General features: G+C 62.9%; 18 protein-coding genes. 5 read left to right on the forward strand and 13 right to left on the reverse strand.

Annotated elements, in window-relative coordinates; translation table 11 throughout:
- Positions 1-26 precede the first annotated feature (26 nt).
- The 3 genes from pucL to uraD form a co-directional block, all read right to left on the reverse strand.
- Positions 27-950: a factor-independent urate hydroxylase gene (gene pucL, locus ACNPN0_RS15570; RefSeq protein WP_332486323.1), complete on the reverse strand. Its 924-nt coding sequence runs from the start codon at positions 948-950 to the stop codon at positions 27-29.
- A gap of 4 nt (positions 951-954) precedes the next feature.
- Positions 955-1311: a hydroxyisourate hydrolase gene (gene uraH / locus ACNPN0_RS15575; protein WP_332486321.1), complete on the reverse strand. Its 357-nt coding sequence runs from the start codon at positions 1309-1311 to the stop codon at positions 955-957.
- A 67-nt stretch (positions 1312-1378) separates the two neighbouring features.
- Entirely contained in the window at positions 1379-1873 is a 495-nt protein-coding gene (gene uraD / locus ACNPN0_RS15580) for a 2-oxo-4-hydroxy-4-carboxy-5-ureidoimidazoline decarboxylase (RefSeq protein WP_105656559.1), read from the reverse strand.
- Positions 1874-2195: 322 nt separating this feature from the next.
- Between uraD and ACNPN0_RS15585 the strand changes: the two genes are divergently transcribed.
- A complete protein-coding gene (locus tag ACNPN0_RS15585; protein ID WP_133833838.1) occupies positions 2196-2390 on the forward strand; it encodes a hypothetical protein in 195 nt (64 codons plus the stop codon).
- A 98-nt stretch (positions 2391-2488) separates the two neighbouring features.
- Here ACNPN0_RS15585 and ACNPN0_RS15590 read toward each other — a convergent pair whose 3' ends face one another.
- Positions 2489-3145, reverse strand: a complete 657-nt coding sequence (locus tag ACNPN0_RS15590) for a TetR/AcrR family transcriptional regulator (protein WP_181148786.1) — start codon at positions 3143-3145, stop codon at positions 2489-2491.
- A gap of 170 nt (positions 3146-3315) precedes the next feature.
- Between ACNPN0_RS15590 and ACNPN0_RS15595 the strand changes: the two genes are divergently transcribed.
- Positions 3316-5589, forward strand: coding sequence for an ABC transporter permease (locus ACNPN0_RS15595; RefSeq protein ID WP_332486317.1), 2274 nt, complete (start codon positions 3316-3318; stop codon positions 5587-5589).
- 68 nt (positions 5590-5657) lie between these two features.
- Here ACNPN0_RS15595 and ACNPN0_RS15600 read toward each other — a convergent pair whose 3' ends face one another.
- Both ACNPN0_RS15600 and ACNPN0_RS15605 read right to left on the reverse strand, forming a co-directional pair.
- The gene (locus ACNPN0_RS15600) at positions 5658-5993 is read right to left on the reverse strand and encodes a LuxR family transcriptional regulator (protein ID WP_133833835.1); all 336 of its coding nucleotides are present in this window, start codon (positions 5991-5993) and stop codon (positions 5658-5660) included.
- 106 nt (positions 5994-6099) lie between these two features.
- Positions 6100-7116, reverse strand: coding sequence for an AEC family transporter (locus ACNPN0_RS15605; protein ID WP_105656564.1), 1017 nt, complete (start codon positions 7114-7116; stop codon positions 6100-6102).
- A gap of 199 nt (positions 7117-7315) precedes the next feature.
- Here ACNPN0_RS15605 and ACNPN0_RS15610 point away from each other — a divergent pair, with 199 nt between their 5' ends.
- Positions 7316-8080 carry an SDR family oxidoreductase gene (locus ACNPN0_RS15610; RefSeq protein ID WP_448938137.1) on the forward strand — a complete coding sequence of 255 codons (765 nt, stop codon included), beginning with the start codon at positions 7316-7318 and terminating at the stop codon, positions 8078-8080.
- Here the strand turns inward: ACNPN0_RS15610 and ACNPN0_RS15615 are convergent.
- The 4 genes from ACNPN0_RS15615 to ACNPN0_RS15630 all read right to left on the reverse strand — a co-directional run bounded on the left by ACNPN0_RS15615 (position 8077) and on the right by ACNPN0_RS15630 (position 9634).
- A complete protein-coding gene (locus ACNPN0_RS15615; RefSeq protein WP_332503211.1) occupies positions 8077-8241 on the reverse strand; it encodes a hypothetical protein in 165 nt (54 codons plus the stop codon). The two genes, ACNPN0_RS15610 and ACNPN0_RS15615, sit on opposite strands and share 4 nt — an antisense overlap.
- An 89-nt stretch (positions 8242-8330) precedes the next feature.
- Positions 8331-8771, reverse strand: coding sequence for an SRPBCC family protein (locus ACNPN0_RS15620; protein ID WP_181148787.1), 441 nt, complete (start codon positions 8769-8771; stop codon positions 8331-8333).
- A gap of 57 nt (positions 8772-8828) precedes the next feature.
- Positions 8829-9086: a hypothetical protein gene (locus ACNPN0_RS15625; protein WP_286134083.1), complete on the reverse strand. Its 258-nt coding sequence runs from the start codon at positions 9084-9086 to the stop codon at positions 8829-8831.
- Positions 9087-9172: 86 nt separating this feature from the next.
- Positions 9173-9634, reverse strand: coding sequence for a MarR family winged helix-turn-helix transcriptional regulator (locus ACNPN0_RS15630; RefSeq protein WP_105656568.1), 462 nt, complete (start codon positions 9632-9634; stop codon positions 9173-9175).
- Between the two features lie 169 nt (positions 9635-9803).
- Between ACNPN0_RS15630 and ACNPN0_RS15635 the strand changes: the two genes are divergently transcribed.
- A complete protein-coding gene (locus ACNPN0_RS15635) occupies positions 9804-10805 on the forward strand; it encodes a pirin family protein (RefSeq protein WP_105656569.1) in 1002 nt (333 codons plus the stop codon).
- A 17-nt stretch (positions 10806-10822) separates the two neighbouring features.
- A complete protein-coding gene (locus tag ACNPN0_RS15640) occupies positions 10823-11155 on the forward strand; it encodes a GNAT family N-acetyltransferase (protein WP_448938135.1) in 333 nt (110 codons plus the stop codon).
- Positions 11156-11165: 10 nt separating this feature from the next.
- Here the strand turns inward: ACNPN0_RS15640 and ACNPN0_RS15645 are convergent, their stop codons facing one another.
- The 3 genes from ACNPN0_RS15645 to ACNPN0_RS15655 are packed head-to-tail and all read right to left on the reverse strand — an operon-like array spanning position 11166 to position 13511.
- Positions 11166-11354: a hypothetical protein gene (locus tag ACNPN0_RS15645; protein ID WP_105656632.1), complete on the reverse strand. Its 189-nt coding sequence runs from the start codon at positions 11352-11354 to the stop codon at positions 11166-11168.
- Positions 11355-11367: 13 nt separating this feature from the next.
- Positions 11368-12750, reverse strand: coding sequence for an MFS transporter (locus ACNPN0_RS15650; RefSeq protein WP_133833832.1), 1383 nt, complete (start codon positions 12748-12750; stop codon positions 11368-11370).
- Between the two features lie 23 nt (positions 12751-12773).
- Positions 12774-13511 carry a ZIP family metal transporter gene (locus tag ACNPN0_RS15655; protein WP_448938134.1) on the reverse strand — a complete coding sequence of 246 codons (738 nt, stop codon included), beginning with the start codon at positions 13509-13511 and terminating at the stop codon, positions 12774-12776.
- Positions 13512-13515 lie beyond the last annotated feature (4 nt).

The following is a 13515-nucleotide window of genomic DNA, read 5'->3' on the forward strand; positions in this document are numbered from 1 at the left end:
CCCCCAACACCTTCAACGCCGTTCAGTTAGATAAATGCCGGAATATTGGCCCAGATGGGGTGATTCGCCTCGGTGCCTTCGCGGGTGATCGTCGCTTCGATCAGGCCGTATGGGCGATCCGCGGCGAAGAAGACCTCATTGGGGTTGTCTTGGCCGAAGACTTCCAGGTCAACCAGGAAGTGGTGCTTGTTCGGCAGGGACATCTTGATTTCGGCGATTTCCGGATGCGCTTCGAGCACTGCCTGCCCCATCTGGAACATGGTCTGCTGCAACGCGTACGAGTGGGTGTCGGCGAAGCGGGTCAGCAGCAGGTGGCGCACCGAGGTGTAGACCGCGTCGAAGTCGATGCCCTGGGCGATGGCCTGGCCGGTGTAGCGCCAGCGCGCAGTCACGTCGGTGGCCAGGATGCGGTCGGTGGTTTCCTTCAGGGTCGTGTACTTGTCCACCGGGAAACCGTGGAACTCGCTGCCCGTGGACTTCAGGACGGTGAGGTCCTCCAGGCCGGCAACGATGGACTTCTTGCCTTCGGCGTCGATTTCCAGCACGGCGGTGCGCACTTCGGACTTGTTCTGCGAGAAGGCGTGGTCATGGTCGTTGATGCGGTCCCAGAAGAACTGCTGGGCTGCCCAGCGGCCGCCGGTGATCCAATCGAATTCGCCAGTGAAGTGGTTTCCCAGCTGCACCAGGAACTCCTCGATGGCGCCCACGCCGTTGCGGGCCAGGCCATAGACGGTGTTCTTCTGGGTGTCAGTGGCGACGACGCGGCCGTTGTCGCCGTCCTGGTGCGCGGCGGTGAAGTCGCCGTGCAGCTGGCTGGTGACGTTCAGGTCCTGGATCTGGTGGCGCACGGTGTCGCGGGTGATCTTGACCAGGCGGACTTCGGCCTTGCCGTACTGGTTGGAGCCCAGCACGATCTTGGTATCTGCTGGGGCGGTGATTTCGGTAGTCATTGTTCTAACTCCCTCGGTACGTGGAATATGCAAACGGGCTGATAAGAAGAGGTACGTGGTAGTGCTCGTCGACGTCGTTGACGAAGAAATCGATGCTTACCGCGGGGAAGAAGCTTTCCGTTCCCTGCTTCCCGAAGTAGCCGCCGGTTTCAAAGGAAATCCGGTAGCGGCCGGCTCCAACCTGTATCGGTCCGAGGTTCTTGATGCGGCCATCGGCATCCGTGGAACCCGAGCCGATTTCTTGCCAGCCGGATGCCGTCTTGGCTTCCAGCGTGGCCTTGACACCGGAGGCAGGCCTCCCGGTCCCGGTGTCGAGTATGTGGGTGGTGATGTGGCTGCGTTCGCCATTTCCATCTGCCATGTTCATCTCCTGGCTGTCGGAGGGATTGGTATCGATAAATGCGCAGGGGTTCGCCCCGGGCATGGGCTTAGTTGTCCACCGAGTTCTCCAGCCGCAGCAGCGCAATCTGGCGCAGCTGCTCGGCTACTTCAAGCAGTTCGGCCTGTTCTGCGTTGGCCAGCCGGCGTTCGCATTCGGCAAGGATTTCTTCGGTGCTGCGGCCGGCGGCGCGGATGAGGAATACCCTGTTGAAGCGCTGCTCATAGGCCCGGTTGGCTGCTGCCAGGCGGCCGGCGACATCGTCATCAAGGTCCAGGCCTGCCTGTTCGCCGCGGGAGAGGTCCGCTTCCTTGCTGCTTCCCTGCGCCTGTTCGCCGATGCGCGGATGGTGGGCCAGGGCGGCGGCAATTTCCTCGCGGCTGAAGGGAGCGACGTCCTGGAGCGCAAAGCTGGAAAGCGCATCGAAGCTGCTGAAAGGACGGGCGGAAACAAGGGCATCGATCCAGCGGTCGACATCGACGCAGGGGCGCAGGAAATCAGCGGCCTCGGCTGCGGGCAATTGGTTGAATACGTCTAAACGCATCGGGTGATCAGCTCTTTTCAAACGGTCGTTCTTTCCACGGACCTTGGCTGAACACCCTTACCACCGAAGGAGACTTCGGCTTCGACTCGATGCTGGTTTCGTGGAACCTTGTGTGACCACTGTAATCCACCTCACAGCGTCGCAGTCAAGCGAAAGCTGGAAAAACTTTAACAAGTGTGACTTTTTGCCAGTTTCCATATTGTGGATAGATAATTTTGCGCCCAGCTATTGCAAACGCTCGGACCTAGCCCACATAATGGTTTCACAACACAGAAGATAATTTCCATATTATGGAAATACGAAATCGTGAAGGAGGGTCGCAATGACCGCTATCAACCCAAGCAAGATCAACTGCACACCGGAGGACCAGCGCCTCATTGCCACCACCGACGCCTTGCGCACCGGACTGTTCCAGCCCATCGAGAACCTGGATCCGGATATTGCCCGCCAGCCGCGGATCACCCGCGAGGCTCCCTCGCTGTGGAGCCGCCTGTTCGGCCAGCACCCGGGACGCTAGGCGTCCACCCAAGACCACGCAGAGGCCAACCCCTGAGGCGTCGGGACCTGGCCTCTGCGTTTTTTTAATTCCAGCTGCAGCGCCTCGCGCCAGCCCGGCTAGTCCTCGCCGAATCCCATGAAGTCGGCCGCAGCGGTGCTTGGCGCCGCCAGCATGCCGACCATGGAATCGACCAGGAAGTAGCCCAGCGATTCCCAGTTGCCCTGCTGCTTGCCTTCATTGACCGTGCGCTCGTACTGCGCGCACAGCCCCAGGAACATCGGACCGAGAATCAGCGCACGCGACCTGACCACGACCTCCGGAATGCCCTCGAATTCCTTGCGAGCACGTCCTGGGCCCGCCACGCTCAGCACCTCGTCGCGCAGGCTGTCGCCCACAATCGCCGGCAGTCCTGGATGCAGCCGTGCCTGGTAGAGGAATTGCGCCCGCCAGGAGGGCCGCGGCAGCGCGTCAAAGGAATAGATCCAGGGAAGGGTTCGCACGGTGACCACCTCGCGCAGACTCGCCTCCGGTCCGCCAGCAAGGGATGGCAGGCGATTGCGGCAGCTGCGCATGTCGTCCAGCGCCCGCTGGAGCATGGCCTGCAACAGGTCCTCGCGGCTCCCGAAATGGTATTTGATCGCCGAATGGTTGGCAGTACCGGCATGCTCGGTAATTTTCCGATTCGATACGGCGTCTATGCCGTGGCTCGCGAAGAGCTCTTCTGCCGCATCGAGCAAGACCTCCCGCGCCTTATCGCCGTGTCGGCTCACCATTCCCGCCTTTCCTCGCATCATCTCGTCCCGGCGTCCAGGAAGTGAACCTCGGCACAGTTGCTGACAATTTTACGCCACGTGGCGTAAATTAGTTGTCAGTATTCAACTAAAGACCTTGGCGGGTTGCCTCGCACCCCGCTGCAGACCGAGAATCCAAGGAGCATGCGCAGTTGAGCAACGACGCCGCAGTCACTGAAAACCCGCCGCCCTCCCGCAGGGCCAAGCACGAGAAGCAGCCTCTTTCCGAGCAGGAAGCGGCCGCCAAACGCGCCAAGGCCGAAAAGATCGGCAGGACTGTCGCAGTCTTCATCATGCCATTGATGATCGTGGGCATGATGATCTGGGGCTACCTGGGAGCCATGCACCACCAGTCAGCCGCGAACATGCCGGTGGCCATTTCGGCCACCAGCAGCGCAGCGGCCGGTGACTTTGCCCGGGCGCTGGAGGACAGCAATGCTGAGGCCGTGGACCTGCGCATCGTGGACTCGGCCCGCGAAGCCCGCGAGCTGGTCTACGACCGCGAAGTCACCGCTGCGGTGGACCTCGATGGCGATACGGCCACGCTGTACACCGCCAGCGGCGCCGGCATGTCAGCCACCTCGGCCATCACGGCCGTGCTCACGCCGGTCATCATGGAGCAGTCGCTGGAACTGGCTTCCCAGGATCTGGTGCCGCTTCCGGAGAACGACTCCATGGGCATGGGCGCCATGCTGCTGGCCACCGCGATGATCACTGCCGGCTACATGCCTTGGTCGATGGCCTTCTCGAACTCCCCGGAACTGCTCAAGCGCCGCCGCGCGCTGCCGCTGCTGGGCGGATGGTCGATCCTGCTCTCCGGGCTGGGCATCCTCGTCGGCGGCCCGATCCTGGGCGTCATTCCTGCCGCGAGCATCCTGCCCGCGTGGTCGACCCTGGCCTTGGGCGTCTTCGCCGTGGGCGCCGGGCAGCTGCTGCTGACCCGCATATTCGGCGCCATGGCCGTCATCCCCGGAATGTTCCTGTTCATGGTGCTGGGCCAGCCGGCCTCCAATATGGGCATGTCGGTCTACACCCTGCCGAAGATCTTCCCGTTCCTGCACCAGTTCCTGCCGATGCCGGCCCTGGGCGAAGCCATGCGCTCGGTGCTGTACTTCAACGGCGACGGAGCGGCCCGGCATATCCTGATTCTCGCCGGCGGTGCCGTCGCGGCGCTGCTGCTGGTCGCCCTGCTCGATGCCCTGCGCATCGCCAAGGGCAAGAGCGATATCCCCACCCAGATCAATGTCGCTTCCCTGCATGGCGGCCCGCGCCCCAAGAACAAGGCGTGGCGCTACATCACCTTGGCCGCGCTGCCCTTCGGCATGATCGCCATCATGCTCAGCTCGATGCTCGGCGCCATGCAGACCCCGGTGCCACGCGACATGCCGGTAGCCGTCGTGGGCTCCTCCGTGGAGCAGGCCCAGCAGACCGTGGATTCGCTGAACGAATCCATGGAGGGCATGTTCGAGTTAACCGCCATGGACAATGCCGCTGACGCCCGGTACCTGGTCGAGTCCCAGGAGCTGACAGGGGCCTTCGTGCTGCCTTCGGAGCAGAGCCCGGAAGCTGCCGTCTATACCGCCCAGGCTTCCGGCAACGCCGCATCGCAGCTGGTGGTCCAGGTGTTCACGCAGATCGGCCAAGCGCAGCAGATGGACGTGGACCACCAGGAGCTGGCCCCGCTTCCGGAGCACGACAATATGGGCACCGTGGCCATGTACCTGGGCATGGGCTGGGTGATGGCAGGCTTCATGGTCATCATGGTCGGCGCCACCGCGGCACCGCACATGGCCCCGCTGCAGAAACTGGTCCCGCTGGTGGCCGTGTACTCGGCCTTCATGTCCGCCGTGCTCTGCCTGATCGCCGGCCCGTTCACCGGGGCAGTGGAGGGCCACTTCGGGCAGCTGTTCAGCGTCGGCATGCTCGCGATTTTCGCGGTGGCCATGCTCACCACGGTATTCAACCGCCTGCTGGGCATGGTCTGCCTGGTCCCGACCATGCTGATCGTGATGTTCCTGGGCGTCCCCGCCTCCAATGGCGGGCTGTCCATCTACATGGAACCGCGCATCTTCACCATCCTGCACGACATCCTGCCGATGCCGGCTGCCGTCGAAGCAATCCGCGCGATCGTCTACTTCGACGGGGTCGGGCTCGGCTCCCACCTGGTGGTCCTGGCCATTTGGGCCTTGGCCTGCCTGGCCGTGACCATGGTCATCGACCAGCTCAAGCCGGTGCAGACCTCCAGCCACCCGGTTTCCGCCGAGGAGCTCGCCGCGCTGCAAGGCCGGGCGCTTGATGCCAAGGCGAGCGAAGCCGCGGCATCCGCCGACGCCATCGACGCTGAAGCCGGGGACTTGGCAGACGCCGAAGCCGCGGCCGGCGAAAGCGGCACTGGAGACCGGGAGAAGGACGCGGTCAGCGTCTAATCAGTCCTTCTCCCCTGCAGATGCGGGCCGGTTCATGGATGTGAACTGGCCCGCATTTTTGGTGTCCCCTAGCGATCGATCTTGGCTACGGTGAGCAGCACGCTGGAATCCTGCGTGGCGCTGATTTTCAGCCTCCCCTCGGGAAGCACAATGAGATCCTGGCTGCGCCCCTCCCACTGGTTGCCCATGGATGAAACGGTGACCCTGCCCTGGAGGACCAGCAGTGTCGCTTCGCCGGGATTCACATGTTCTTGCAGCTCGGTGCCGGCCGTGAGCCCAATGACGGTTTGGCGCAGGGTGTGCTCATGTCCGCCGAAAACCGTGCTGGCAGCTCGGCCATTGGTTGCATCCGCGGCTTCCCTCAGCTGGGTTCGGGCGATGGCGGCCAGCGAAAACTTCTTCATCAAATCCCTGCATCTCATCTCTCGGGCTGGATACTCCGGGCCGATTAGCCTGTGCTGCTACAAGACTGTCCCCGCACCGGGGCAAAGGTCAAGGAAAGCGCGGGGACTACTTCAGTACCAATTGAGCCAGCACCGGCAAGGCAATGACCGACAGGACGCAGGTGATGACGATGGCCACCGCGGTCGGCTCGCCATCCCCGGTGTCGTTCTGGGCCATGATGTAGGCGGTCGCGCTGACCGGCATGGCCGCCATGAGCACCGCGGCATTGAACCAGATGCGCTCCAGATCCGGGGCGAAAACGAGCAGCATGGCCACCGTCAGCAATGGCATTGCCACGAGTTTGCCCAGCACCATGGCCGCGATGGAGGTTCTCGCCCGACTGGCGGCAGCCGCAGTGCCATCCGGAGCAACCGGTGCATGCCTCCTGGCACGTGAACGGTCCATGGTCCGCTTCAGCGACATGCCGATGACGAAGAGCGCTCCCGGGGCGGCCGCGGCGGATATCAGGTCGACGGTGTCGTCCACCGGCCGCGGCACGGGCACACCGAGGATTGCTACCGTGCCGCCAAGGGCCATGGCCCAGGTGACCGGGCTGCAAGCCAGGGCATTGCGGATGGTCCGGGCGATACGCGCTGCGCTTGCCGGATGCTGGCCTCCTTTGCCGTTGGACAGGAGAATTTGGGCAAGGATGGGGAATCCGACCATGAAGATGATGTTGTGGACCAGTTGCCCCATGCCCGCGGCGAACCCGGCTTCTGTGCCCATGACGCCGAGGATAATCGGGATTCCCAAGTACGACACGTTGCCGAAGCTGGTGGTGAGCATGCCGGCGAGCGCCCGCGCCCGGTTTGCGCGCAGCAGATAGCGGAAAGCCAGCCAGCTGAGCAGGGCGAAAAGCAGCGCGGAGACAATGCTGATCCACAGGAATGCGAGCGGCACGCCTTCACTGATATCCGCCCGGGCTACCACCTTGTAGAGCAGCGCCGGCAAGGCGACATAGAAGACGAACACATTCAGTGCCGGTTCCACGCTGGCCGGGAATTTGGGTGCATGGCTGGCGCCGTAGCCGATGAGCATGACGAAGAACAGCGGCAGCACGCCATAGAGCACGTCGAGGAACACAAGCCTCCTTAGGGGATGTTCGGCCGGGGTTGCGGGGACCGAGCACTTCAAGGTTAGTTGCTTGCCAGGCTGATCCGGGAAATGCGCTCGGGGGCGCTTCGCAACATGCAGGTGAAAACTGGGGTTTGGCGGCGCAAATTCCTAGGATGAGACCACGCGCCTCGTCCCATCACTGTTGAGCTTTCTGCAAGGAGAATTGATGTCCCACGCATCTGGAGTCCCGCATGCCCCGCGCACGATTGCCATCACCGGCGCAGGATCAGGCATTGGCCGCGCCACCGCCCGCCTGCTGCTGGCGCAGGGATGGAATGTGGTGCTCGCCGGGCGCACCGCGGCTAACCTGCATGAGACGGCGCAAGGCCACGGTTCCGCCTTGGTGGTTCCCACGGATGTTAGTGATCCGCAGGCTGTGGAACACCTGTTTGCCGAAGCGGCGCAGCGTTTCGGCACGGTCAATGCGCTGTTCAATAATGCCGGGATTTTCGGTCCCTCGGCAGCCATCGATGAGCTGAGTCCGGCCCAGTGGGATGAGGTTTGCCGGATCAACCTCACCGGGGCCATCAACGCGGCCCGCACGGCCTTTGCCCATTTCAAGGCCAACGACGGGGGACGCATCATCAACAATGGATCGATTTCAGCGCAGGTTCCGCGCGTGAACTCCGTTGCCTATACCGTCACCAAGCACGGCATCGCCGGCTTGACCAAATGCCTTGAACTTGATGGACGGGAGCACCGGATCAGGGCCACGCAGCTCAATATCGGCAACACCGCCAGTGACCTGCTCGATGATTTCGGTGCCACCCAGGGTGCCTTGCAACCGGGCGGCCAGCGGCTCGTCGAGCCGACATTCCCGCTGGTCCAAGCCGCTGAGGCCGTTGCGTACATCGCCGGGGTTCCGCTCGGTACCTCCATCAACCAATTCACCATCACCGCTGGCGGAATGCCCTACATCGGGCGAGGCTAGGCCGCAGGCAACCGGAGGAAGGAATCGGCGTGCAAGTCGATGCTCCGGTTGCGTGCGGCAATGCTCCGCGCCATCAGATCATCATGGGATTCTGGTTGCGCTACACGGCAAGAACCTGCCAGAACTGCGCCAGCGGCGGCAAGGAAACGCCTTTCAGTCACATGCCACGCTTTGACTCCGCCGGCATGAGCGCGAAACTGGCAAGCGTTCGCAGCTGCTGTGCTGGTTCTTCCCCTGCCGTACTAAAGGCCTAGAAGAATTCCGCCAGCAGCGCTTCGAGCTTCGCAAAAGCGGAATTCCATGCCTTGGTGCTGGATTCGAGAACCTCATAAGGCAATGGGGTTTGGGTCAGCGTCAGCATCGTCTGCCCGGCGAATTCCTTGAATTCGATACGGGTTTCGATCACGAGGTCCAAGGTCATTTCGTGCGGGCCGTCGGCACTGACCAGGCATTCGTACTCGTCGAAAGACGTCAGGACCGCCTTGAGCGGCACCTTGGCATCCGGGTTATCAGCCTGCACCATATTCAGCTCATGCCGGCCGCCGACCTTGGCTTCGAATACGACGGAATCTTCCTCGACAAGCCAGCCATCGGGACCCCACCACTGGGCGATGATTTCCGGCTCGACGAAGGCAGCCCAAACGGCGTTCTTCGGTGCGGAAAATTGCCGGGCGACTACGAGTTCAGTCATCGATTCCATAAGGTCAATATTATCGCGGCCCGCCATCAGGTTCACCCGCAGGGGCAACTACCCCTGCGGACGGCGAGGCTCCATGCGGCTCGCGGTGTACAGCGTTTGCTCATCCGGCGAGGTTCCGGCAGCTTCATGGGCGCGCATGACCTTCATTGCGCGGTCCCATTTGATGCGTTCGCGAGGGCTGGCGAGGACACGGCGCTCGGCCGGACCGAAGATGGACAATCCCAAGTACTTCAGACGCCAGAATATGCGGTAGCCGACGCTTAGTCCGGTGGTATCGGAAATGATCGGCAGGGGTGATTCATCCATGATCGTCGTCCTCTTCGGTCATTGGGTTTGCGAGTACTGGCACTTCAATCATACGTCATTAGTTGGTGCACCAACTAAATGGGGTTCTAGCTTTTCGGAGCGTTCGAACCTGCAGCAATAATGCGGTCCAGGATGCCGCGCAGCTCCAGCACATCCTTGTCGGTCAGGGCAAGCCGGGCCATCATTTCGCGCGGCACCTCCACCGCTTCAGCACGCAGCGCGGCACCCTTCTCGGTGGGCTGAATGATGACGGCCCGCTCATCGTCCGGGTTCTTCGTCTTTGCCACCAAACCGGCAGTTTCGAGGCGCTTGACCAACGGGGAAAGCGTTCCCGGATCCAGGTGCAGATGCCCGCTGAGGGCACGGGCGCTGATCGGCCCCAAGTCCCAAAGGGCCAGCATCACCAGGTACTGGGGATGCGTCAGCCCCAGCGGATCCAGCACGGGCTTGTATGCCGAGATCACCGAGCGCGAGGCTACGGCCAGGCCGAAGCACACCTGCTTTTCCAGCTTGAGAAGATCTTCGTCGCGAAGAATAGCACTGTCCACGTTGTCGCAAGCTCCTTGAAAGATGCCTAATACCACTGCATTGATCGTACCGCGGTCGAGAATACCGTGCCCGGGCCGAAAGCTGCCCCGGGTCGCAGCGCCAATTCCAGTTGCGTTCGAATCGGTGGCGCAAGTAGTCAAAGCGGGCCACAGTGAATAGCCTTGGCATATGAGCAATCTTGAGCACCGGCCTGAGGAGATCGGCTGCAGTGCAGTGCGTTCCCAGGCAGAGGTTGAAATCCTGGAACCACGCGAAGTGCCCTTGGGCGGTCCGCGGGCAATGACGGTCTTCCGGACACTGCCGCAAAAGCAGCGCAGCCTGATCGGCGCTTGGTGCTTCCTGGACCATTACGGTCCTGACGATGTCGCAGTCACCGGCGGGATGAACGTGCCTCGTCACCCGCACACCGGACTGCAGACTGTCTCTTGGCTCTTCACCGGAGAGATCAACCATATGGATTCGGCCGGGTTCAAGGCGACCGTGCGACCCGGCGAGGTCAATCTGATGACCGCCGGGCACGGAATCAGCCATTCGGAGATCCTCACCGAAGACACCACCATCCTTCACGGCGCCCAGTTATGGACCGCGCTGCCGGATCATGCACGGGATATGGAACATACTTTTGAGAACTACCGCCCGGAAGCGCTCACCGCTCCCGGCTGGTCGCTGTCGGTCTTCCTTGGCACCTACGGGGTGTCGGGCAAGTCGTCCACCTCCCCGGTGAAGACGCACACCGAGCTCGGTGGCGCCGAACTGCGCCTTGAACCGAACACCGAGATCGAAGTGGTTGTCCCCGGGCACCATGAGCACGGGATCCTCCTGGACTCCGGCAATCTTGAAGTCAACGGCCATGAACTCGCTCCACGCGATCTCGGGTTCGTGCGTGCGGGATGCACGACCCTGCGCCTGAAGTCCGGGGACCAGCCGGTTCTGGCGCTGCTCATCGGCGGAGAGCCGCTGAAGGAAGACATCCTGATGTGGTGGAACTTCGTAGGCCGCACCCATGAGGAAGTCCTCGCGTTCCGCGCGCAATGGCAGGCCGAGATCGGGGCCGAGCCCGGGGATGCCTCCGAGGATCGCTTCGGGCCTTTCCCGCCTAATACTCCGGCAGCCTTGCCGGCTCCAGCACTTCCCACCGTTCGCCTGCGCCCGCGCGTGAACCCCGCCTAACCAGTAAGGAACTCCCAATGAGCGACATCAGACCAGTATTCCTGCCCGAGCGCCAGCGCTTCGCCCTCGACGATGACGGCAAGATCATCGGAGCGGCGCACTACCGCGATTTTGATGGGGCCCAAGGCGTCGAGCGGATCTTCTTCCACACCACCGTGGATGAGGAATACGGCGGACAGGGCCTAGCCAGCGTCATGGTGAAATTCGCGCTGGAGAACACCATCGCCAGCGGTGCCAGGATCGTTCCGGTCTGCCCGTACGTGAAGGCCTACGTTGCCAAGCACACCGAGTATGCGCAGCATAGCGTGGAACCGGACAAGGACCACCTGGGCATCCTGCCGCGCGGCTAAACCGGAGATCTCAGGGGTTCATCTTGAGGCCGCGTGCGGCCAGCTCGTCGCGGAGGATGCGGATGGCTTTCGGGCCGACGCCGTGCAGCGCGAGCAGCGCCGCGGTGCCGGCTTGCCCCGCCTGCTCGAGACTGGTGATGCCGGCCTGCTCGAAAGCCCTGGCGGCGGGGTTGCTCGTCTTGGGAAGCTCTGTGTCCATGATCCCAGCGTAGTCAGGCTGCTGGCTGCGCAACAGGTTTGGTGCGCGGCGAGATCGCGATCAGGACCAGAATCAGCAAGAGGCTGAAGCTGAAGACCGAGATGAACTCCATCCCGGTGGCGGCCATCGCGAAGATGACGCCACCGATGGCGGTGGTTCCGGCGTTGCCCAGGGAGTCGGCCACGGTCATTGCCGATGAGTTGAATCCCTGTTCATCCTTGGCAGACAGGGCCAGCATGTTCACGTTTTGCCGCGGGAAGATCATCCCCATGCCGAAGCCGCCCACGGCCCATCCGCAGACCAGCACGAGGACCGGCGGATGGAAGATCGCGGTGGCCAATGCGGTTGAAATCGCTACGCTGCCGGCGATCGCACCCACGGTGATGCAGGTGGAGGATTCCACCTTATCCCCCAGCTTTCCTTGCAGCCATGAACCCACCGACCAGCACAATGCCGAGGCCGTCAGGATCAGGCCCGCCCGGTCGGGACCCAGCTGGTAATCCTCGCGCAGCAGGTACGGCAGATAGACTTCCACGCCGAAGAAGGCCCCGGCCACGAAGATGCGGGTCATGATGGTGGACGGCAGCCCCTTGGCCAAGCTGAACGTGCCCTTGGGCAGCAGCGGGCGAATCGCCGCAAGGGCTACCGCCAATGCCAAGACCAGTCCCAGAAGGGACCAGCTGCCCTGCGCATTGCCGAGCAAGTTCATGCAGATGACAGCCAGTCCAGCCAGGCCGGCCAGCATCAGCCGCTTCTTGGAAATCGGCCCCAGGTCCGGATTGCGCTGGGAGCTCAGCGACTTCAACGCCGGCACGATCCCGCAGAACGCGAGAACCACCAGCACCGCCACGCCGGAGAACACCCAGCGCCAACCGAGGTGCACGGCCATCAAGCCGGCCAGCCAGGGGCCGATCATCGCCGGGACCACCCAGGCGGTAGCGAACAGGGCGAAGATCTTGGAATGCAGATGCGCAGGATACGCGCGGGCAATGAGCACGTAGATGGCGACGGTGATCGCGCCACCGCCAATTCCCTGCAAGATGCGCCCGGCAATCAGGACCTGCATGTTCTCGGCTGAACCGCAGATCAGCAGCCCAATGCAGAAAACGGCCACGGCGATGGACAGCGGGTGCTTGGGCCCCCACCGGTCGGTGACTTCTCCGGCGGCAACCATCCCCAGCATCCCGCTGGCGATTGGCGCGGCAAAGGCCAGGGCGAAGTAGCGTTCGCCCTCCAGCAGCTCGCTGACCAGTGGCATTACCGTGGTCACGGCCATGGATTCGAAAGCGACCAGGAAGACGAGCACGAACATGCCAAGGGTGGTGGCAAGATACTGCGGAGCATAGATCGTTGACTCGGCGCGCTCGGCTGATTGGCTGCTGCGGTTCAGGGGCATGCATCCATGATCTCAGGTTTCCCCTAGCCGCCGATCACGTGCAGGCTGAAGGCCGCCAGGAAGCCCGAGGTCACCAGCAACCCTGTGTAGTCGAGCTCCACCTTGTAGGCTTCCGGAATCATGGTGTCGGCGATCATCGTCAAGATGCCTCCGGCAGCGACCGCGGTGGCGAAGGCCAGCACTTCACCGGGCATGGATTCCAGCAGCAGCGCTCCGAGGAAGGCAGCGATGCCGCAGGAAATGGCTATCGATCCCCAGAGCAAAACGATCGAGGACCCCTTGCGCCCGGACGCTTTCATCTGTGCGGTACTCGCCAGCCCCTCGGGGACATTGGAGATGAATATGGCGATGAGCATCGCCGGATTAATGCTCGCGGTGGCGACCACGGAAAGTCCAAGGGCCACGGACTCGGGAATGCCGTCGATGAGTGCACCGACCGCGAGCGCGGTTCCCGATGGCTCCTGCTCTCCTGCGCGCTGCGCCTGCCGCTTTGAGGTTCTCCAGGCCAGCAGCCGGTTCGCGCCGAAATACAAGGCAGCGCCCACGATCACGCCGCCCAGCGTCGCAACGAGGCCGCCGGTTTCATAGGCTTCGAGCACCAGCTCGAAGGCCAGTGCGCTGACCAGGACCCCGGCACCGAAGGCCATGATGGCGCTGACCCAGACCTTGGGGATCTTCAGCCACCAGGCCGCGCCAGATCCCAGCAGCAGGGCCGAGCCGGCCACAGTGCCCCACAGCAAAGCCTGCATCGAAGCGAACATGGCA

This window comes from Glutamicibacter sp. AGC84 (assembly GCF_053543575.1).